The sequence below is a fragment of the Actinoplanes sp. NPDC051346 genome (assembly GCF_040682215.1).
Taxonomy (GTDB): domain Bacteria; phylum Actinomycetota; class Actinomycetes; order Mycobacteriales; family Micromonosporaceae; genus Actinoplanes.
Genome location: NZ_JBFBAJ010000004.1, coordinates 122,520 through 141,104 on the forward strand (window position 1 = coordinate 122,520; position 18,585 = coordinate 141,104).

The following is an 18,585-nucleotide window of genomic DNA, read 5'->3' on the forward strand; positions in this document are numbered from 1 at the left end:
CCGAGGTCGGGCTGCTAGCTCATGCCCCTGAGGTTGGACGGCAATCCGAGGGATCCATTCGTCGAAGGACTTCGATAGGTTCAGGGTGACTGATCCACGTCGGACCGTGATCCGGTCCGCCGACGGAAGGACCCCGACCGTGCGACGACTACTGGTGGCGACGCTCGCCACAGTGTTGACCCTCGCCGGCACCGCCATTCCCGCCGCCGCCGTGCCCGCTCCCGGCGGTCCCGGACTCGGAGACGAGTACTTCCCCGACTACGGCAACGGCGGCTACGACGTCTCCCACTACGACGTCCGGCTGCGCTACTACCCGGACACCGACCAGCTCACCGGCACCACCACCATCCTCGCGACGGCCGAGGGGGAGCTCAGCTCCTTCAATCTCGACTTCGTCCTGGACGTCGCCTCGGTGAAGGTGAACAACCGTCCCGCCACGTTCGTCCGGCAGGGCGACCACGAGCTCGTCGTCACGCCGGCGCGGACGGTCGCCGACGGGCAGGCCATGACCGTCGTCGTGCAGTATTCGGGGGTGCCGTCGAACAAGGTCGCCGCGGGCTTCACCGCCTGGATCCGTACCCCTGACGGTGCCCTTGCCGTCGGTGAGCCGGAAGAGGCCTGGTGGTGGTTCCCCAGCAATGACCACCCCTCGGACAAGGCCACCTTCGACGTCTCCGTCGCGGTGCCGGACGGCGTCGAGGTCATCAGCAACGGCGTGCAGCCGCGCAATCCCGTTCGGGAAACGCTGGGCTGGACCCGGTGGTACTGGCGGTCGGCCAAGCCGCAGGCGACCTATCTCGCCTTCATCGCGATCGGGCAGTACGACATCACCCGCGATGTCATGCCCGACGGCGAGCCGGTGATCAACGCGTACTCCGAGCTGCTGCCGGACGACATCGACGCCGCCGCGCGGTCCAGTGTGGAACGCACCGCCGAGATCACCGAGTGGCTCAGCGGCAAGTTCGGGCCCTGGCCGTTCACCGCGCGCGGCGGCCTGGTGGCGCCGCCCGACACGCTGACCTTCGCGCTGGAGAACCAGACCCGGCCCACCTACTCCTCCAGATTCTTCCGGGGTGGGTCCAACACCTCGGTGGTGGTGCACGAGAACGCGCACCAGTACTTCGGTGACTCGGTGTCGGTGGCACAGTGGAAGGAGATCTGGCTCAACGAGGGCTTCGCCACCTACTCCCAGTGGCTGTGGTCCGAGGAGCAGGGCGAGGGCACCGCCGACGAGATCTTCGACTTCGGGTACGCGACCCGGCCCGCCGAGTTCTGGACGGTGAAGCCCGGCGACCCCGGCGCGGAGCGGGTCTTCGACAGCGCCGTCTACGACCGTGGCGCGATGACCCTGCACCAGCTGCGCCGCACGGTCGGTGACGACGACTTCTTCGAGATCCTGCGGACCTGGGTGGCCGACCACCGCTACGGCGACGCCACCACGGCCGAGTTCATCGCGCTCGCGGAGAAGATCTCCGGGGCGCAGCTCGACGAGCTGTTCCAGACCTGGCTCTACACCCCGTCGAAGCCGGTCCTCACCAGCGCGTTCGCCCGCTCGGCGGGCGTGCCCACGGCGCCGAGGTCGTGGGCGAAGATCCAGCGGACCCACGAGCTGGCGCACCACCGGCACTGAGCACCGCCGGCCCTGCGGGGAATCACCTGCCCCGCAGGGCCTGCGTCAGGCGGTCGGCGAGGTCCCTCGGCAGCTGCTGCTGTCGTCCGTTCAGGACCTCCGACACGAGCTGCCACAACCGCTGGCTGAACGCGACGTAGTTCGGCGACACCGGGCGCAGTCGCGCGGTCTCGACCGCCTCGCGCAGCAGCGGCGCGTACGGGTACTTCTGCTTGATCGTCTCGTTGTCGTAGACGGCGGCCCGGGTCGCGGCGAAACCGCCCGGGTCGAAGAGGATCTGCTGGCTGCGTTGGCTGGTCAGGAACTCGATCAGCGCCTGAGCGGCCCGCGGCTTGCGGGTCCGCTCCGAGATCGCCAGGTTCTGCCCGCCCAGCACGCTGTGGCCGGGCAGCCTCGCGACGTCGAACGGCACCCGCGCGCCGGACTTCGGCTGGTCGCCCGCGGTCATCGCCCGGTACGCGACCGGCCAGTTGCGCATGAACACCACCCGGCCGTCCTGGAAGGCGCCCCGGCTGCCGGTCTCGTCGAACGTCGTCGACTCCGGCAGCACTACGGCCGGCCCCTGCCGGCGCGGGGTGAGCCGGCGCATCGCCTCGTCCCACGCGGCGAGGTCCAGGCTGACCCGGCCGTCGGCGGCGACGTCCAGGCGACCGCCGGCGGCCCAGACCGCCTCGAGCACGTTGACCGTCAGCCCCTCGTACCCGGCGAGTTGTCCGGTGTAAGCGGCGGCGAAGCCGTCGCGCCCGGCCGCCTTCTCGATCGCCGCCCAGCTGAACGGCGGCGTGAGTCCCTGGTCGGTGCGGTAGTAGAGCAGGCCCGCGTCGGTGTTGAAGGGCAGGGCCCACAGTTCGCCGTCGTAGCGGCAGGTCTGCAACGGCTTGGCCATGAAGGCCGTGTCCGGCTTCTCGGCCAGCAGCGACTCGTCGATCGGACGGATCAGCCGGCGCCCCTGTGGCGGCTTGGCGAAGTACGCCGTCCAGGCCACGTCGAGGTTGAAGATGTCCGTCCCGGTGTCCTCGGCCCGGTTGGCCATCTCGAACCACTGCCCGTCGGCGGCCTGGGGCACGGTGACGATCCGGGCCGGGTTGCGGGGGTGGCTGTCGTTCCACAGGTTGATGAGCTGCTGCCGCTGACCGCCGGTGCTGTCGTCCTGACCACTGAGGATGACCAGCTCGCCGGTCTCGAGTTCGGCCGGGGCGGCCAGCGGCCCGATCAGGAACAGCGAGGCCGCCACGGCGGCACCGGTCAGGTTGCCGGCGGCGAACAGCCACCACGGTTTGCCGCGGAAGCGCACTGTGGACCCCCTCATTGCCAGATCACGCTCATTGCCAGATCGCGCGGAACATGCTGGTCAGCACCGGCGCGGGGGAGCCGAGGCCGGCGTCGTAGCAGCGGCCCGCGGTGTCGCCGGTGAGTCGCCGCGGACCCTCGTCGGCGCACGTCACGTCGCCGACCGCGATGACGACGATGCGCACCCCGGCGATCTGCGCGGGCGTCGGACGCGGCTGCCCGCCGGTGTCCTCGCCGTCGGTGAGGACGACCAGCGTGCGGCGGGGATCACTGCCGCCGGGAGCCTCGCGCAGGGTGGCCGCGCCGCGCCGGACGGCCTCATAGAGCGGTGTGCCCCCGCCGGGTCGCATGGCGGCGGTCGCACGCCGGACCGCGCCGACCGGATCGTCGCCGGGCGCGGCGAGCGGGAGCAGGTCGCGGGTGCCGCCGTTGCCTCCGGAGAAGGTGAGCAACCCGAACCGGTCCCGCCCGCCCAGGCGGGTCACGGCCTGCTCGACCGCGGCGACGGCGACCTCCCACCGGGTACGCGTCGGATCGGCGGTGACCGCGTTCATCGAGCCCGAGGAGTCCAGCGCCACCAGGAAGTGCCCCGGTCGGCGGGCCCGGGCGTAGCGCTCGGCGACGTCGCGGCGGACGAACGCGTCCGGCTCGGGCTGCACGACCCGCGCGAACGGCCAGTCGGTCAACGCGCCGTTGCCGGTGTTGAGCGGCTCGCCGGCGTCGTAGGCATACGGTCGCAACCCGATCCGCAGCAGCGCCGCCCGGCCGGAATCGGTGCGCAGCCAGCGGTGGAACCATCGCGCGTACGCCCGCGTCGTGGTCGCCTGCACCTGCCGTGTCCAGGTCAGGGTGACGACGACCTGCCGGACGGCCGGAGTGTCCGAGGGGTAGAAGGCGCGCAGCCGCTCGGCGGCCACCGTGGCCCCCGGGCACGCGTCACCGGCCGGATCGCCGCGGTTGTAGCCCACCAACTGCTGCTCGGTGAGGATCACCGCGGCGCCCTCGCGCAGTCGCGCCCGCCGGCAGAGCAGCCCGGCCTCGTCGCCGACGGGATATCCGCCGGTGTCCAGCGCCTGCTCGAGACGCTGCTCGTAGCGGCCGCGCGCGGTCGCGGGATCGATCGAGCCGTCGGCGTAGAGCTTGGCGGTGGCCATCCGGGCGACCGACGACGCGGCGAACTCCCCGCGGACGACGTCGGTCTCGCGGCTGACGAGGTCGAACAGCTCCGGCCAGGTCCGGGTGGCACGCCGCGCGTCGTCGGGGATCGCCGCCCGCTGCGGCACGCCGAGCACGACCGGGGTCCGCGCCACCTCCGCGACGCCGGCCACGACGTCGGCGGCGGGCGGGCTGAACGCCGGCACGTCGGTGGCGGCGCCGGGCAGCCATACGTCCGGGTGCGGGCCGACGTCGCGCAGGTAGGCCCGCCCGTCCGGGTCCTGCCCCCAGCCGTGCTCCAGCCCATCGACCATCTCGCTCGCGGTGACCGGATAGACGTACAGGTCGACGGACCGGCAGCCGTGTCGTTGCGCGGCCACCCAGTCCTCGAACGCCGTGGCCAGCTCCCGATAGGCGCCCAGCCCGGCCGGCGCAGCGGCGACCCGCAGGTGCGTCGGCAGCGGGCAGCCGTCGCGGGCGAGCGGACTGTCGGACCGCACCCCACATCCGGACAGCAGCAGGGCCGCGATGAGCAGCACGATCCGCCTCCACGGCCGGGTCTTTCCGGACCCGCCCTCGGAGGGTTTCTCCGAAGGGGGCTCCGGTCGCGCCTCGGTGACGGGTTTCGGCAGCAGGGGGACCGGCTTCGCGGTGGTCGCCCGGTGCGCGATCCGCAGCATGCCCTGCAACCGGTGCACCGAGTACGTCGGATGCTGCTCCACCTCGGCGCCGAGCATCCGCATCCGCGCGTCGACGTACAGGTGCAGTTCGTGGGCGTCGACCGCGCCGTCGTTGTTGAGGTCCGCCTCGCCGGTTTGCAGCCCGTGCACCACGCAGCGGGTGAACAGGCCGCCGGTCTTGCCCTCGATCGCCTGCTGGATGCTGGTGGCGGCGGCGATGACGACCTGACCGCGCACGTGCGCGTCGTCGGCGGGCGGCACGGCGAACGGACTGCCGCCGGTGGTCTCGCCGGAGCCGACCGGCGGCGCGGCCGGGGTGGGACGGGGGCCGGCGTGGTCGAGATCCTTGCGGTCGTCGAAGGCGCCCGCGTAGCAGCAGTCGAGCAGGACCACGATCCGGCGGGCCGGGCTGGTCTCCATCTCGTGGGTGAGGTCCTTGGCGGCGAGCGCCGTCACCCACAACAGATCGGGCACGGTGTCGTTGACCGCGAAGTACAGGTTGCCCTCGTCGTTGCGGACGCCGTGCCCGGCGACGTAGAGCAGCAGGATGTCGTCCGGTGCGGCGCGCGAGAAGAACCGCTTGATCTGGTGGCCCGCGGTGAGGACGTCGGGATCCTTGAGGACGGTGACCTCGAAGTCACCGACGCGCGGATCGCCGAGGACCTCCCGCAAGCCCTCGGCGTCGGCGGTGGTGCCGGGAAGCTCGGAGTAGGCGGGGTCGCTGTAGTGCTCCGAGGCGAGGATGAGCGCGCGTCGGTGGGTCAGCGTCGCCTCAACTCCCTGACGAACGCGTCGATGAACCGCTTGCGCTCCGCCGGGGTCGCGTTGGTGATCTCGAGCTCCTTGTCGCCCATCCGGAACTTGATCATGCCGCGGTCGTTGCCCTGCCGATGCAGCCACTCGAGCAGGTAGGTGAGCACACTGCCGAGCACCTCGGGGGTGGCGGCCAGGGTGAGCAGCAGCGCGCCGATCGCGAGGGCGTCGACGGACCGCCCGCCGTCGGCGCCGGGGATCGCCGCCGGTTCGACAGCGAAGACCTCGGGCAGGCCGTGCAGCTCCTTCATCAGCCGCTGAGCGGCCTCATCGGAGGCGGCCGGGTCGTCGGCCACCACTGTGATACGCGCCACGGTTGTCGTCTCCACCCGTGCACCATACACAGTGGAGTCAAGATCCGACTGTCCGTGATCTTCAGCGTAGGGTCGCCCGGTTCGCGGCGGTGCGGCCGGACTCCCACCCCTCCTCGCTGCCCACCCGGAAACCCCGTCCGCGCACCGTACGCGGAAATGCCCGCTCCCGTGCCTCACGCACCTGCGTCTCCCGCGACGCCAGCACCGGCAACAGCCGGGCGGTGTCCACCGAGTCCGCCAGGGCCGCCCGGTCGGCCTCGGCGAGGCGTTCGCCGATGCGGACGGCGTACCCGATCAAAAAGGACTGCCGGAACGATCTGAGCCGGGCCCGACCGGCCTTGCCCCCGGGCGGCTCGTCGCGCGCCATGGCCCGGTGCGCCTGCACCAGCAGCGAGGCGTGCAGCAGATCGACCGCGTCGACGTCGGCGTCGAACCCGAACACGGTGGCGAACCCGAACTCCGGCGACCACACCACCTGGCACCGGTTGGCCCGCGCCACCGCGTCCAGCAGCGACGCCTTCTCGCTCTCGTAGGGATGGTCGATCCCGATCCGCCGGGCGAACGGCGTGACCTTGGCATCCCCGGCCCCGAGCAGCGCCTCGTCCAGGCTGTGGCGCGAGATCAGCTCCTGCGCCTTGGCGCTGAACGCCTCCGCCTCGGCCGGAAACGTGGTCGCCTCGGCCTTGGCGAGCAGGGACCGCACCCGGTGCAGCATTGCCTCGTTCCCCGGCGCGTGTGCCTCCCGCGCGACCCGCCCCGGCGGCGGAATCAGCAGCTCGAGCGGCGGCAACCCGGCCAGCACCCGCAGGGCGCCGAGGAAGGCGTCGATCAGCGCGATCCGGTCGGTGCGCCGGTGCCGGACCACCTGGGCGGGGAAGTCGTCGTCGGCCCCCCACCAGACCGCGGCTCCGAGTTCCTCGGCCTGAGCTCGCCACCGAGGATCCACCGCCCGCGCCGCAAATCCCCGCAAATGAGCGGCAATCGCATCGACGACCAGCTGCGCCTGCACCGCGTCACCCCGGCGCGCCACCACCCGCTGCAACTCGGCCGGCTGCCACCCGTTGCCGACCAGCCGTGCCACCGCGTCGAACAACGCCGCGGTCAGCACGGGGTCGACGTCACCAGCGGGCGCGACGGTCAGCAGGTCGAGGCCGTCCTCGTAACCGACCCCGCCGCCCAGCACCCCAGCGACCAACTCCCGCACCGACGTCACCCGACCAGGCTAGTAGGGTCGATCCGCGACGACCGCGGCGCAGGTGCCGGGCTCCGTGCCCCGAAACCTCTGGCCCGTGCCCGGCTTCCCGAGCGAGACGCGGTCCTGACCGGCGAGAAAGGGACAACGTGGGCACCGACGACTTCCGGGACATCCCGCCGACGACGCTGGCCGACGTGCTCGGTCGCGAGCAGGTCATGGACATCGGCATCCGGCCGCTGTGGGCGCCGATGCCCCGCGTCGCCGGCCCGGCGTTCACCGTGCGCTGTCCCCGCGGCGACAACCTCATGCTGCACGCGGCGATCTACCGGGCCGCACCGGGCTCCGTCGTCGTCGTGGAGTCGGGCGACCTCGACTACGCGCTTGCCGGCGGCAACGTGTGCGCGGTGGCGCAGCGTCAGGGGATCGCCGCGTTCGTGCTCGACGGCCTGATCCGTGACCTCGGCGAGGTGCGGGAGGCGGGCTTCCCCGTCCTCGCCCGCGGCGTCATCCCCATCCCGGGCACCAAGACGGAGCTCGGCGACCACGGAGGCACCGTGCGCTGCGGCGGTGTCGCCGTCGCCGCCGGGGACATCGTCGTCGCCGACGAGGAGGGCATCGTGGTCGTGCCGCACGCCCGCCAGGAGGAGGTTCTCGCGGCGGCCCGGACGAGGCTCGCCAAGGAGGAACGCGAGTCGCTCGACGACTGGGAGGCGGCGCACCGCACCCGCGTCGAGAAGGCGCTCAGCGACAAGGGCTGGCAAGGATAGTGGTGGACCCGGATCCGGGTCACGGCTGTGCCGACCCGTCGCGCTGCACGCGAGACTTCTGTGCCGCGCCGGTCGACATCTGCCTCGTCGCGCCCGAGGACACCCGGGTGGTCGTGGGTGAGCTGGCCGACTGGCCCATGTCCGCGTCGGCGTTGTTCGACCGGCTCAACGACCGGATCACCCGCCAACAGCTGCTGCGGATCGCGGGCACTGACCCGTTCGGGGCGCATCAGCATTTCCCGATCCTGGTCGGCATTCGGTTGTCCGGGCAGGTGCCGGCGAAGCTGGCGTTCGACCCGGGCGAAGCACTGCGACTGACCTGCTGGGGCTCCGGACCCGACGTCGACCACCTCGCCCGAGCGTGGTGCTGCGCATTGGTGATCATCATTCCCGGGAATGACGGCGACGATCTTTACGAGGTCGCCACGCGGCTGACCGAAAGCTGCCTGGCGCTCGGCGGCGACCTGCCACGGCTGGCCGAGCAGCTGCTGGCCTGGCGGGCGGCCACCGAGGACCACGGCTACGCCGATCCGGTCGCTCTGCTGGCGCTTTTGCTGCTGCGCGCCACCACCGACCCCGCTGACGCCCGCCTCATCGACCTGGCCCGCACGGTGACCGACACCTTCGCCGCGCCGCGGCAGTTGCCCTGGCCGGGGCGCCTCCGGCGCGAGCTCCGACGACGGCTCACACCGCTTCGCCCGATCCATCCCGACCTGAACCGGCTGGCCGACGCGCTCAGCCAGGACCACGGCGTGCGGTGACACCGCATCGGTCTTTCGCCAAAAGTGCGGGAGGTGGCACGCCATGGCCCCGCAAGTAGCCGTCTGCGGGCCTCGGGCCTGCACGGATGCCGAGGCTCAGCAGGCCCGGCGGGTGGGTGAGCTGCTCGCGGAACGCGGCGCGGTGGTCCTGTGCGGCGGTGGCACCGGCGTCATGGCGGCCGTGGCGGCCGGTGCCCGCTCGAGGGGCGGACTGGTCGTCGGCATCCGGCCGAACGACAGCAGACAGGACGCGTCGCCGGATCTGTCGGCCACCGTCGTGACCAACATGGGCGAGGCCCGGAACGCGATCATCGTGTGGAGCGCGGACGCGGTGATCAGCGTCGGCGGCTCATGGGGCACCCTCAGCGAGGTCGCCCTTGCCATGCGCCGTGGGGGGATTCCGGTGGTTGCGCTCGGTGGATGGCGGATCGCGCGGGCGGACGGTGAGGCCGTGCCCGGCATTCGGTACGTCGACACGCCGCAGCTGGCGGTCGCGGAAGCCCTCGGAGGCTGACGTGGGGCGTGCGCCGGTCAGCCTGGCCACCGTGGTCAAGGAGTGGGGCCGCATCGGCTGCGTCGGCTTCGGCGGTCCCCCCGCGCACGTGGCCCTGCTCCGTAAGCTCTGCGTCGACGACCGCCGATGGCTCAGCCCGCAGGAGTTCGAAGACGCCATCGCCGCCTGCAACCTGCTGCCGGGCCCGGCCTCCACCCAGCTGGCGATCTTCTGTGCCTGGCGGGTCCGTGGACGCGTCGGGGCCCTGCTCGGCGGCGCAGCGTTCATCGTTCCCGGTCTGGTGCTCATCCTCGCCCTCGCGGCGCTGTTCCTCGAGGGCGATCCGCCCGTCTGGGTCAAGGCGGCCGGGGCGGGCGCGGGCGCGGCGGTCGCCGCCATCGCCGTATCCGCCGGAATCAGCCTGCTGCCCGCCGGCTGGCAGCGCGCGCCGCGGCACAGCAGTCGCCGCCGCTGGGCTCTCTACCTGGTGCTCGGTGCCGTGGCGGCCGCGCTGATCGGTCCCTGGCTCGTGCTGCTGCTCGTCGTCTGCGGCTTCGTCGAGATTCTCGCCCAGCGCCTGCCCAGCGTGCCGCGCCGGCGCCGGCCGGTGCCCGGCCCGCGCCGGCGCCGGCCGGTGCCCGGCCTGCCGGTCCTGGCTGTCGCCGGGCTCGGCGGCGGGGTCCTGTTCTCGATCGCGTGGGTCGCGCTCAAGGTGGGCGCCCTGTCCTACGGCGGCGGGTTCGTCATCATCCCGCTCATGCAAGCGGACGCGGTCGAGCACTACCACTGGATGACCGGCGCCCAGTTCCTCAACGCCGTCGCCCTGGGCCAGGTCACCCCGGGTCCCGTCGTGCACACCGTCGCCGTCGTCGGATACGCCGCCGCGGGCCTCGGCGGTGGCCTCCTCGCCGCCGCCGTGGCATTCGGTCCGTCGTTCGCGTTCATCCTGCTGGGCGCCCACCGATTCGACCGGCTCCGCGCCAACCGGCACGTCCGCGCCTTCCTCGACGGCGCCGGGCCCGCCGCGATCGGCGCCATCCTCGGCACGGCCGTTCCGCTGGCCCGCGCCCTGACCCAACCCTGGCAGTACGCGATCCTCGCCGGCGCCGCCGTCCTCGCGCTCGCCCTGCGCCGTGGCCCGGTCCTGACCCTGCTCACCGCCGCCACCGCCGGTGTCCTCATCGTCCTCGCGGGCGGCCCGCTTCCGTAGGACCCGTCCCGGCCCGCTCCCGTAGGACCCGTCCCGGCCCGCTCCCGTAGGACCCGTCCCGGCCCGCTTCCGTGGGACCCGTCCCGGCCCGCTTCCGTGGGACCCGTCCCGGCCCGCTTCCGTGGGACCCGTCCCGGCCCGCTTCCGTGGGACCCGTCCCGGGCCGCTCCCGTGGGACCCGTCCCGGGCCGCCACCGCGGCGACCCGGGAGATCAGCGGTCGCGGAAGCGAGCGACCCGGCAGGTCGGCGCCCGGGAATCGGCTGCCCGGGCGATCGGCCGCGCGGGAGATCGGACGCGGGAGGGGCCCGGGAGATCGGGGCCCGGGAGATCGGGGCCTGGGAGACCGGCGGCGCGGGAGATCGGCGTCGCGGGAGTCGGAGCCCGGCTCGTGGGGGGGCCGGATCAGCCGCTCACGCCGACGAGTTCCGGGTCCTGGCGCGGGACGTCCTCGTCGGTGCGCAGCCGGTCGCCCTCGACGTCGACGTCCGGCAGGATCCGGTCGAGCCAGCGCGGCAACGCCCACGCCCGCCGTCCCAGCAGCGCCATCGCCGCCGGCACGATGGTCATCCGCACGAGGAAGGCGTCGAGCAGGATGGCCACCGCGAGGGCGAAGCCGATCGACTTGATCATCGAGTCGGGGGAGAGGACGAACCCGGAGAAGACGCTGATCATGATGATCGCGGCGGCCGTCACGACCCGGGCGCTATGGCTGAATCCGTTCACCACCGCCTCGGTCGGCGCGGCGCCGTGCACGTGCTCCTCGCGCATGCGGCTGACGAGGAAGACCTCGTAGTCCATCGCCAGCCCGAACACGATGCCGATGAGGATCACCGGCATCAGGCTCACCACCGGCCCGGTCTGCTCCACGCCGAGCGGGCCCGCCAGCCACCCCCACTGGAAGACCGCGACGACCGCCCCGAAGGTCGCGGCGACGCTGAGCAGGAATCCGGCGATCGCCTTCAGCGGCACCAGCAGCGCGCGGAAGAGCAAGGTCAACAGCAGAAAAGCCAAGATCACAATCACCGCCAGGTACGGCCCCAGCGCCGCACCCAACTTCGCGGACATGTCGATGTTCACCGCGGTCGTACCCGTCACGAGCACGGTGTCGTCGTAGCCGCGGATCGCGTGGACGAGGTCGGTGGTCTCCTGGCTGTCCGGCGCGCTCGTCGGAACGACCTGCAGGATCGCCGTGTCGCCGGCGGGATTCACGGTGGCCGGCCCGACCTTGGCGACCCCCGGCAGGCTCTTGACGGCGGCGGTCACCTCGGCCGCCGTGGCCTTCGCGTCGGCGCCCCGGCCCGCGTCCACCACGACCAGCAGCGGCCCGTTGACGCCCGGCCCGAATCCCTCGGTGAGCATGTCGTACGCCTTGTGCTGGGTGGTCTGCGGACCATCCATGTTGTCCCCGGGCAGACCCAACCGCAGGCCGAGCCCGGGTATCGCGATGACCAACAGCACCGCCGTCGCGCCCACCAGGGTCAACACCGGCCGCCGGGTCACCAACTCCGCCCAGCGCCGCCCCGCGGTAGCCCGCCCGCCGTTCTCGGGGTCGCGTCGCGTGAGGCCGCCGTTCTCGGGGTTGCGCGGAGTGAGGCCGCCGTTCTCGGGGTTGCGCGGAGTGAGGCCGCCGTTCTCGGGGTTGCGCGGAGTGAGGCCGTCGCTCTCTCGGTCGCGCGGAGTGGGGCCGTCGCTTTGAGGGCCGTGCGGACGGTGGCCGCCGCTCTCGGCGGCGCGCCGACGGCGGCCGGTGATTCGGTGGCCGGCGAAGCCCAGCAGTGCCGGCAGCAGGGTGAGCGCGATCAGGACCGCGACGGCGACGGCCGCCGCGGCGGCGAGTCCCATCTGGGTCAGCACCGGCACGTTCACCACGGCCAGCGCGGCCAGGGCGATGATCACGGTGAGGCCGGCGAACGTGACCGCCGACCCGGCGGTGCCGACCGCCCGCGCGGCCGCTTCGATGCCCGGGCGTCCCACCGCCACCTCGTGGCGGTACCGGGAGACGATGAACAGCGCGTAGTCGATGGCGACCGCGGTGCCGAGCATGAGCGCCAGCGTCGGCGTGTTGCTGCTGAGGTCGACGAAGCCGGAGACGATCTGGATGCCGGCCATCGCGGCGGCCACGCCGATGATCGCCGTGACCAGTGGCAGGCCCGCGGCCACCAGCGAGCCGAAGGTGATCAGCAGCACGACGGCGGCGACGAGGAAGCCGATCACCTCGCCGATGCCCTGCTCGGCCGGTGCGCGCAGGGCGTCGCCGCCGACCTCGACGGTGAGGCCCGCGGACCGCCCGGTCTCGGCGGCGCCGGTCAGGGCCTCGCGGTCCGCGTCGGTGAGGGCGTCCGCCCGCACCTTGTAGGTGATCTGCGCGTACGCGACCGTGCCGGCCGCGTTGACGGTGCCCCGCAGCGGGTCGGTGATGGCCGCGACCTGCGCACCGCCGCGCAGGCGGGCGACCGTCGCCTCGATCGCGGCGCGGTTCTCCGGGTCGGTGACCTTCTCGCCGGGCGGGGCCGCGAAGACCATCCGGGCCTCGGCGCCGCCGGCACCGGCCTGGGGGAAGCGTTCGGCCAGCAGATCCTGCGCCCGTTGTGCCTCCGTACCCGGAATGGAGAAGCTCTCGGCGGTGGGCCCGGACAGCGTGGCGGCGCCCACCCCCAGGACCGCGAGCAGGGCGAGCCACATCGTGAGGACCAGCGCCCGGCGGCGGAACGCGAACCGTCCGAGGCGGTAGAGGTAGGTAGCCATCGCTTCACGGTGCCGCCAAAGGGATCCGAAAGCGTCGTCCGGGCGTGGGCTTCGCCGTACCATGGTCGCGGTATCTCCGCGGGGTTCCGGCTACCACGAGGAGAGGACGTGCGGGTCACGCCGCCCGCGTAGGGTCCTCAGGTGATGCAGACCAGACACATCGCGCGGCTCAGGGCGTGGAAGGAAGCGGCGGACAAACCGCTGCTGCTCGACGTCCTGCTCGCCCTGGTGCTCGCCGCCGCGGTCTTCAAGGCGACGGTCGACGACCTGGTGTCGCCCAATGACGTGGTCGTGGCCGGGGTGGCCTTCGTCGCGGTGCTGATGCGCCGGATGCGGCCGTTTCTCGCGATGGGGGTGTGCACCGCCGCCTCGATCGGCGCGGTGCTGCGCGAGGTGCGCAACCCCGGTCTGATCGCCGCGCTGGGCGTCATCACCTATTCGATCGCCGCGCACACCGGTCGCCGTCAGGGCTGGATCTGCGCGTTCGTCGCGTCTTCGCTGATCTACACGACCGGGCTGATCGTCTCCGCCGGCGACTGGTGGCGGGTGGAGACGCTCGGCCTCTTCGCCTGGGTCTTCCTGGCCGCGGCGGCCGGGGACGCGGCCCGGACGCACCGGGCGTACGTCCACGAGGTGGAGGAGCGGGCCCGCCGCGCCGAGCAGACCCGCGAGGAGGAGGCCCGCCGGCGGGTCATGGACGAGCGGGTGCGCATCGCCCGGGAGCTGCACGACGTGGTGGCCCACCACATCGCGGTGATCAGCGTGCAGGCCGGCGCCGCGGCGCACGTGCTGGAGCGCCGTCCGGAGCAGGTCGGCGCGGTGCTGGCGCACATCCGCGAGGCCTCCGACACCGTGCTGCAGGAGATCCAGTCCGTGGTGGGGGTGCTGCGCGGCAGCGACGAGGGGGACAGCACCGAGCCCGCCCCGGGCCTCGCCCGGCTGCCGGAACTGCTCGCGGGCCTGGAGACGGCCGGATTTCCGGTACGCCTGCGGCAGCGCGGCGAGCCCCGGGACCTGCCCGCGATGGTCGACCTGGCCGCGTACCGGATCGTGCAGGAGGGGTTGACCAACGCCCACCGCTACGGCGACGGCTCGGCCGAACTCGTCGTCGAGTACGCGCCCAGCGGCGTCATCCTCGAGATCGGTAACGGGCTGCGGTCGGCTCCGACCCCGGCGGGCACCGGCTACGGCCTGCTCGGCATGCGCGAGCGGGCCGCGTCGGCGGGCGGGCAGGTCATCGCGGGACCGACGGACGACGGCCGGTTCCGGGTCCACGCCGTCCTGCCCACCGAAACCGCCGAGCCGACCACGGAAGCAGCAGCTACGGAAGCAGCAGCTACGGAAGCGGCGGCCACGGAAGCGGCGGCCATGGGAGCGGCGGCCATGGGAGCGGCGGCTACGGAAGCGGCGGCCATGGGAGCGGCGGCCATGGGAGCGGCGGCTACGGAAGCGGCGGCCATGGGAGCGGCGCACGTCTCGGAAGCCGCGCCGGTCGTGGACGGCGCCGCGGCGTCGAACGCCGGCGCGTGGTCCACATCCCGGCCGGGTTCGCCGCCCGGGGCCGGGACGGGTGCCCGGTTCGCGTCCCGCTCCGGGCTGCGGGCCCGCCTGCCCGGCGAGGAACCCGCGTGACGATAAGGGTGCTGCTCGCCGACGACCAGGCGCTGATCCGGGCGGGATTCCGGATGATCATCGACTCGGAGCCGGGCCTCGAGGTCGTCGCCGAGGCGGGCGACGGCCGGGAGGCGGTCGATCTGGCCCGCACGGCGCGGGCCGACGTGGTGCTCATGGACATCCGCATGCCCCGGATGGACGGGCTGGAGGCGACCCGCCGCATCGCGGCCGACGACAACCTCGCCGGCGTGCGGATCCTGGTGCTGACCACCTTCGAGAACGACGACAACGTCGTGCTGGCCCTCCAGGCCGGAGCCGGCGGCTTCCTCGGCAAGGGCGTGCCGCCGGAGGAACTGCTGCACGCGATCCGGGTCGTGGCCGGCGGCGAGGCGCTGCTGTCGCCGAAGGCCACGCGCGGACTGGTCAGCCGCTTCCTGACCAGCCTGCGGCCGGAGATCGCGCCCCGCCCGGCGGCCCTGAACCTGCTCACCGACCGCGAGCGGGAGATCCTCGTGCTGGTCGCACACGGACTGTCCAACGATGACATCGCCGAGCGGCTGCACCTGTCGCCGCTGACCGCGAAGACCCACGTGAACCGGGCGATGACCAAGCTCGACGCGCGGGACAGGGCCCAGCTGGTCGTGCTGGCGTACCAGAGCGGTCTGGTCCGCCAGGGTGACGCACTGCCGTAGGTCCCGCCCTGTGTCACTCTGGGATGCGGGAGAGGGGGCCGCCATGACCGCGACCTTTCAACACGCCGGCGCCACCGTCGAGATCGTCGAGGCCGGCACCATCCTGGCCGCCGCCCGGGTCAACCCCGTCGAGCTGCTGCGCCGGGCCACGTTCCCGCCGCCGGTACGCCGGGTCGAGCTGACCGTGTCCAGCGCGGACACGCCGGCCGGGCCGGTGCACGTGTTCGCCGCCGAGATCGGCACGACGACCGGCGATCTCCCGCACAAGGAGCGCATCCGGGCCGTGGTGCTCGGCAACGATCCGGTCGGCACGCTGCTCGCCAAGCGCATCGCCGCCGGGGATCCCCTCGCCACCCGCCTCGTGGACGGTGTCGGCACGGCGGCCGTCGCGGCGTACCGGAAACTGGGTCTTGACCGTCCCAGCGACCCGGCCGGGAGCGAGTCGACGGCGGTCCTGGTCGACGCGGCCGCCGGGATGCAGGCGACGGTCACCCACGAGGCCGGCGGCAGCGTGGTGCGCCTGCGTGCCGAGGTGCCCCGCGACGAGGTCGGCCCCGAGCATCTCACCGCCATGGTCCGGCTGGTCCTGCAGGCCGTCGCCGAGCTGCTGCCGCCGTCGACGGAACCGCTGGCCGGGCGGCGCTACCGGGTGAGCCGGGAGAACATCCCGACGGTCGTGACCACCACCCAGGAGGTCACCCTCGACCAGGTCGGCGGGCTCGCGGACGTGGTCGCGCAGCTGCGGCAGATCGCGGTGTCGTTCCGCCACCCCGAGGCGATGGCCCGGTGGGGTGCGCGGCGGCCGCAGGGCATCCTCATGTACGGGCCGCCCGGCACCGGCAAGACCATGCTGTCGCGCGCCCTCGCGAACGAGATCGGCGCCGACTTCCGCGAGATCCGTACCCCCGAGATCCTCGACAAGTGGCTGGGCGGCTCGGAACGCAACATCAAGCAGATCTTCCGCGACGCCCGCCGCTACCGGGTGCCGACCCTGATCCTCTTCGACGAGTTCGACTCGATCATCAGCTACGCGGGCGCCGGCGGCGACGCGGCGAGCCAGGCGATCAACGCGGTGGCCGGCATCTTCAAGCAGGAGATGAACGACCTCATCGAGGCCAACCCCGCCGTCATCGTGGTCGCGACGACCAACTTCCCGCACCGCGTCGACGACTCGCTGATCCGCTCGGGCCGCTTCGACGTGAAGATCTCCGTACCGAAGCCCGACGAGACCGGCCGCGCGGAGATCTTCCGCAAGATGATCGCCCAGCTGGCGGCGGCCCACGAGGAGCCGGGTTTCACGATGTTCGCCGACGGCCTCGACCTGGGCGAACTCGGCCGGCTCAGCCACGGAATGACGGGCGCGGACATCAAGGAGGTGCTGCGCCGGGTGCAGCTCGCCAAGGCGATGCAGGACGCCCGGACCGGCGGCATGGTCGAGCCGATCAGCCAGCAGGACCTGATCGCGAGCGTCCGGGGCCTCCTCGGCCAACACTGAGCGCCGCGGGTGACAGACTGGCGACCATGGGGCTGTTCACGCCGGCGGAGGCACGTCAGGAGTTGGCCCGGCTGCGGCCGGCGCTCGAGGAGATCGTCGTCGTGCGGGCGGACCTGGTCGAGCTGACCGCCGCCCTGACCGTGGGCGAGCCGACCCCGCTCGGCGGCCTGCCGGAGCGCAAGGCCGCGGAGGCGAGGCTCAACGAACTGATGACGGAGGTTCAGCAGACGGGTGCCGACCTCAAGGGGGTGGCGCCGCTGCTCGTCGACTTCCCCGCCGAGATCGACGGGGTGCCGGTGCTGCTGTGCTGGCTGGAGGGCGAGGAGGAACTCTGCTGGTACCACCGGACCGACCTCGGATTCGCCGGCCGCCGCCGGCTGCGGGTCTCAGCGTGACTCCAGGACCCGCAGGTCGCGCTCGGCGTAGAGGCGGTGCTCCCACTCCTCGGTGAGGATGCAGAGCAGGCACTCGCGCACCGGGAAGCTGAAGGACGCCGGCCACCCCGGCGACTCGACCGGTTCGGTGTGGCCGTTCAGCGACTCGTCGCTGAGGCCGTCGATGACCTCGCGGACGGTGTCCATCCGGTCGCGGCGCAGCGCGAGCACGACGTCCAGATCGGGACGGGCGGCACGGTCGCGGGGGATGCCCGCGGTGTCGGGCATCTCGTCCCACGGCAGGTCCAGCGGATGCCAGGGCGACGGATGGCCGAGGATGACGCGTCTGATCCAGGAGTCGGTGGCGAACACCAGGTGCCGCAGCGTCTCGATGAAGGACCACTCGCCGCCGACCGACTCGTGCAGCAACGCGGGGTCCAGGGCACGGGCGCGCTCGACGGTGCCCGCCCACAGGCGCTCGACGACGTCCCAGGCCCGCCGGAAGCCGGCCGCGTCGGTCGGGCGCATCGCGGCACGCTCGGGGTAGCGGCGGTCGAGTTCGGCGTTCACATAGCCGCTGACCTCGACACCGTTGATGGTGAGGGTGCCGAGCTCGCCGTAGATGTCGACGCCTTCCAGGCGGGCTCCGCGCAGCACGGCACCGCTGAGGTCGACGCCGCGGAAGGTGGCGTCGATCAGATCGGTGGCGCGGAACTCCGCGCCGTTCAGCCTGATGCGCACAAAGCGCGAGCCGGCCAGGTCGACGCCCTCGAAACGAGAACCTCGGAGATCGTCACCGACGAATTCGGCCATGGGCACGACCCTAACGTCAACCGCGGGACATGTGGCGCCCGAGGACGATACTGAGCGGATGTCGCGTTACACCGCCCTCGTGCGGCGCCTCGGTAGCCAGCGCTGGTTCGCCTCCCTCGGCCGGCGGCTGGCCCCGCTGGACGGCCGGCTCTACAAGCTCACCGGCGGCCGCTGGTCCGTGATCGGCCGCCACGAGCTGCCCTCCCTGCTCATCACCACGACCGGGCGCAAGTCGGGCCTGCCGCGCACCCATCCACTGCTGTACGCCACCGACGGCGACGGCTACGTGGTGGTCGGCTCGAACTGGGGCCAGACGCACCACCCGGCCTGGTCGGCGAACCTGCTCGCGAACCCCGCCGCCCGGGTGACCGTCGGCGAGCGGGAGTTCGCCGTCCGGGCGGCCCTGACCTCGGGCACCGAGCGGGAGCGGCTCTGGCGGATGGTGCAGGGGATCTGGCCGGGCTACGCGGCCTACGCCGAGCGCGCCGAGGGCCGCGAGATCCGGATCTTCCGCCTGGTCCCCGACGCCTGACGGGATCGTG

General features: G+C 72.8%; 16 protein-coding genes. 10 read left to right on the top strand and 6 right to left on the bottom strand.

Annotated features, from left to right (window positions below; translation table 11 throughout):
- The first annotated feature begins 139 nt into the window (after window positions 1–139).
- Complete coding sequence (locus AB0M36_RS11880; RefSeq protein ID WP_364155612.1) at window positions 140–1,630, top strand: M1 family metallopeptidase; 1,491 nt, start codon at window positions 140–142, stop codon at window positions 1,628–1,630.
- 22 nt (window positions 1,631–1,652) lie between these two features.
- Here AB0M36_RS11880 and AB0M36_RS11885 read toward each other — a convergent pair whose 3' ends face one another.
- From AB0M36_RS11885 to AB0M36_RS11900, 4 genes are read right to left on the bottom strand one after another with little or no spacing between them, the layout of a single operon-like run.
- Entirely contained in the window at window positions 1,653–2,939 is a 1,287-nt protein-coding gene (locus tag AB0M36_RS11885; protein WP_364155613.1) for an extracellular solute-binding protein, read from the bottom strand.
- A gap of 13 nt (window positions 2,940–2,952) precedes the next feature.
- Complete coding sequence (locus AB0M36_RS11890; protein WP_364156607.1) at window positions 2,953–5,520, bottom strand: caspase family protein; 2,568 nt, start codon at window positions 5,518–5,520, stop codon at window positions 2,953–2,955.
- Complete coding sequence (locus tag AB0M36_RS11895; RefSeq protein ID WP_364155615.1) at window positions 5,517–5,897, bottom strand: hypothetical protein; 381 nt, start codon at window positions 5,895–5,897, stop codon at window positions 5,517–5,519. The genes AB0M36_RS11890 and AB0M36_RS11895 overlap by 4 nt, the downstream gene beginning before the upstream one ends.
- Before the next feature lie 46 nt (window positions 5,898–5,943).
- Window positions 5,944–7,095 (bottom strand): DUF2786 domain-containing protein, encoded by a 1,152-nt coding sequence (locus AB0M36_RS11900; RefSeq protein ID WP_364155616.1) that lies wholly within the window; start codon window positions 7,093–7,095, stop codon window positions 5,944–5,946.
- Between the two features lie 128 nt (window positions 7,096–7,223).
- On the opposite strand from AB0M36_RS11900, the gene AB0M36_RS11905 reads away from it, so the two are divergent.
- From AB0M36_RS11905 to chrA, 4 genes are read left to right on the top strand one after another with little or no spacing between them, the layout of a single operon-like run.
- Entirely contained in the window at window positions 7,224–7,844 is a 621-nt protein-coding gene (locus AB0M36_RS11905) for an RraA family protein (protein WP_364155618.1), read from the top strand.
- Window positions 7,845–7,846: 2 nt separating this feature from the next.
- Complete coding sequence (locus AB0M36_RS11910) at window positions 7,847–8,605, top strand: hypothetical protein (protein WP_364155620.1); 759 nt, start codon at window positions 7,847–7,849, stop codon at window positions 8,603–8,605.
- 43 nt (window positions 8,606–8,648) lie between these two features.
- Entirely contained in the window at window positions 8,649–9,119 is a 471-nt protein-coding gene (locus AB0M36_RS11915; RefSeq protein WP_364155622.1) for a TIGR00725 family protein, read from the top strand.
- Between the two features lies 1 nt (window position 9,120).
- The gene (chrA, locus tag AB0M36_RS11920; protein WP_364155624.1) at window positions 9,121–10,308 is read left to right on the top strand and encodes a chromate efflux transporter; all 1,188 of its coding nucleotides are present in this window, start codon (window positions 9,121–9,123) and stop codon (window positions 10,306–10,308) included.
- A 404-nt stretch (window positions 10,309–10,712) separates the two neighbouring features.
- Here the strand turns inward: chrA and AB0M36_RS11925 are convergent, their stop codons facing one another.
- A complete protein-coding gene (locus AB0M36_RS11925; RefSeq protein ID WP_364155626.1) occupies window positions 10,713–13,055 on the bottom strand; it encodes an MMPL family transporter in 2,343 nt (780 codons plus the stop codon).
- A 144-nt stretch (window positions 13,056–13,199) separates the two neighbouring features.
- Here AB0M36_RS11925 and AB0M36_RS11930 point away from each other — a divergent pair, with 144 nt between their 5' ends.
- The 4 genes from AB0M36_RS11930 to AB0M36_RS11945 are packed head-to-tail and all read left to right on the top strand — an operon-like array spanning window position 13,200 to window position 17,251.
- Entirely contained in the window at window positions 13,200–14,687 is a 1,488-nt protein-coding gene (locus AB0M36_RS11930; RefSeq protein ID WP_364156609.1) for a histidine kinase, read from the top strand.
- Window positions 14,684–15,361: a response regulator transcription factor gene (locus AB0M36_RS11935; protein WP_364155628.1), complete on the top strand. Its 678-nt coding sequence runs from the start codon at window positions 14,684–14,686 to the stop codon at window positions 15,359–15,361. Before AB0M36_RS11930 ends, AB0M36_RS11935 begins: the two co-directional genes overlap by 4 nt.
- Before the next feature lie 43 nt (window positions 15,362–15,404).
- The gene (locus AB0M36_RS11940; protein ID WP_364155630.1) at window positions 15,405–16,856 is read left to right on the top strand and encodes an ATP-binding protein; all 1,452 of its coding nucleotides are present in this window, start codon (window positions 15,405–15,407) and stop codon (window positions 16,854–16,856) included.
- Window positions 16,857–16,882: 26 nt separating this feature from the next.
- The gene (locus AB0M36_RS11945) at window positions 16,883–17,251 is read left to right on the top strand and encodes a DUF2203 domain-containing protein (RefSeq protein ID WP_364155631.1); all 369 of its coding nucleotides are present in this window, start codon (window positions 16,883–16,885) and stop codon (window positions 17,249–17,251) included.
- Here the strand turns inward: AB0M36_RS11945 and AB0M36_RS11950 are convergent.
- The gene (locus tag AB0M36_RS11950; protein ID WP_364155633.1) at window positions 17,243–18,043 is read right to left on the bottom strand and encodes a DinB family protein; all 801 of its coding nucleotides are present in this window, start codon (window positions 18,041–18,043) and stop codon (window positions 17,243–17,245) included. The genes AB0M36_RS11945 and AB0M36_RS11950 overlap by 9 nt on opposite strands.
- A 58-nt stretch (window positions 18,044–18,101) precedes the next feature.
- Here AB0M36_RS11950 and AB0M36_RS11955 point away from each other — a divergent pair, with 58 nt between their 5' ends.
- Window positions 18,102–18,575, top strand: a complete 474-nt coding sequence (locus AB0M36_RS11955; RefSeq protein ID WP_364155634.1) for a nitroreductase family deazaflavin-dependent oxidoreductase — start codon at window positions 18,102–18,104, stop codon at window positions 18,573–18,575.
- Window positions 18,576–18,585: the final 10 nt, after the last annotated feature.

Bases quoted from the DNA above. Each gene is read 5' to 3' on its own strand.
- AB0M36_RS11930 (WP_364156609.1), top strand. From the start codon at position 13,200: ATGCAGACCAGACACATCGCGCGGCTCAGGGCGTGGAAGGAAGCGGCG.
- AB0M36_RS11915 (WP_364155622.1), top strand. From the start codon at position 8,649: ATGGCCCCGCAAGTAGCCGTCTGCGGGCCTCGGGCCTGCACGGATGCC.
- AB0M36_RS11950 (WP_364155633.1), bottom strand. From the start codon at position 18,043: ATGGCCGAATTCGTCGGTGACGATCTCCGAGGTTCTCGTTTCGAGGGC.
- AB0M36_RS11885 (WP_364155613.1), bottom strand. From the start codon at position 2,939: ATGAGGGGGTCCACAGTGCGCTTCCGCGGCAAACCGTGGTGGCTGTTC.
- AB0M36_RS11940 (WP_364155630.1), top strand. From the start codon at position 15,405: ATGACCGCGACCTTTCAACACGCCGGCGCCACCGTCGAGATCGTCGAG.
- AB0M36_RS11945 (WP_364155631.1), top strand. From the start codon at position 16,883: ATGGGGCTGTTCACGCCGGCGGAGGCACGTCAGGAGTTGGCCCGGCTG.
- AB0M36_RS11955 (WP_364155634.1), top strand. From the start codon at position 18,102: ATGTCGCGTTACACCGCCCTCGTGCGGCGCCTCGGTAGCCAGCGCTGG.
- AB0M36_RS11925 (WP_364155626.1), bottom strand. From the start codon at position 13,055: ATGGCTACCTACCTCTACCGCCTCGGACGGTTCGCGTTCCGCCGCCGG.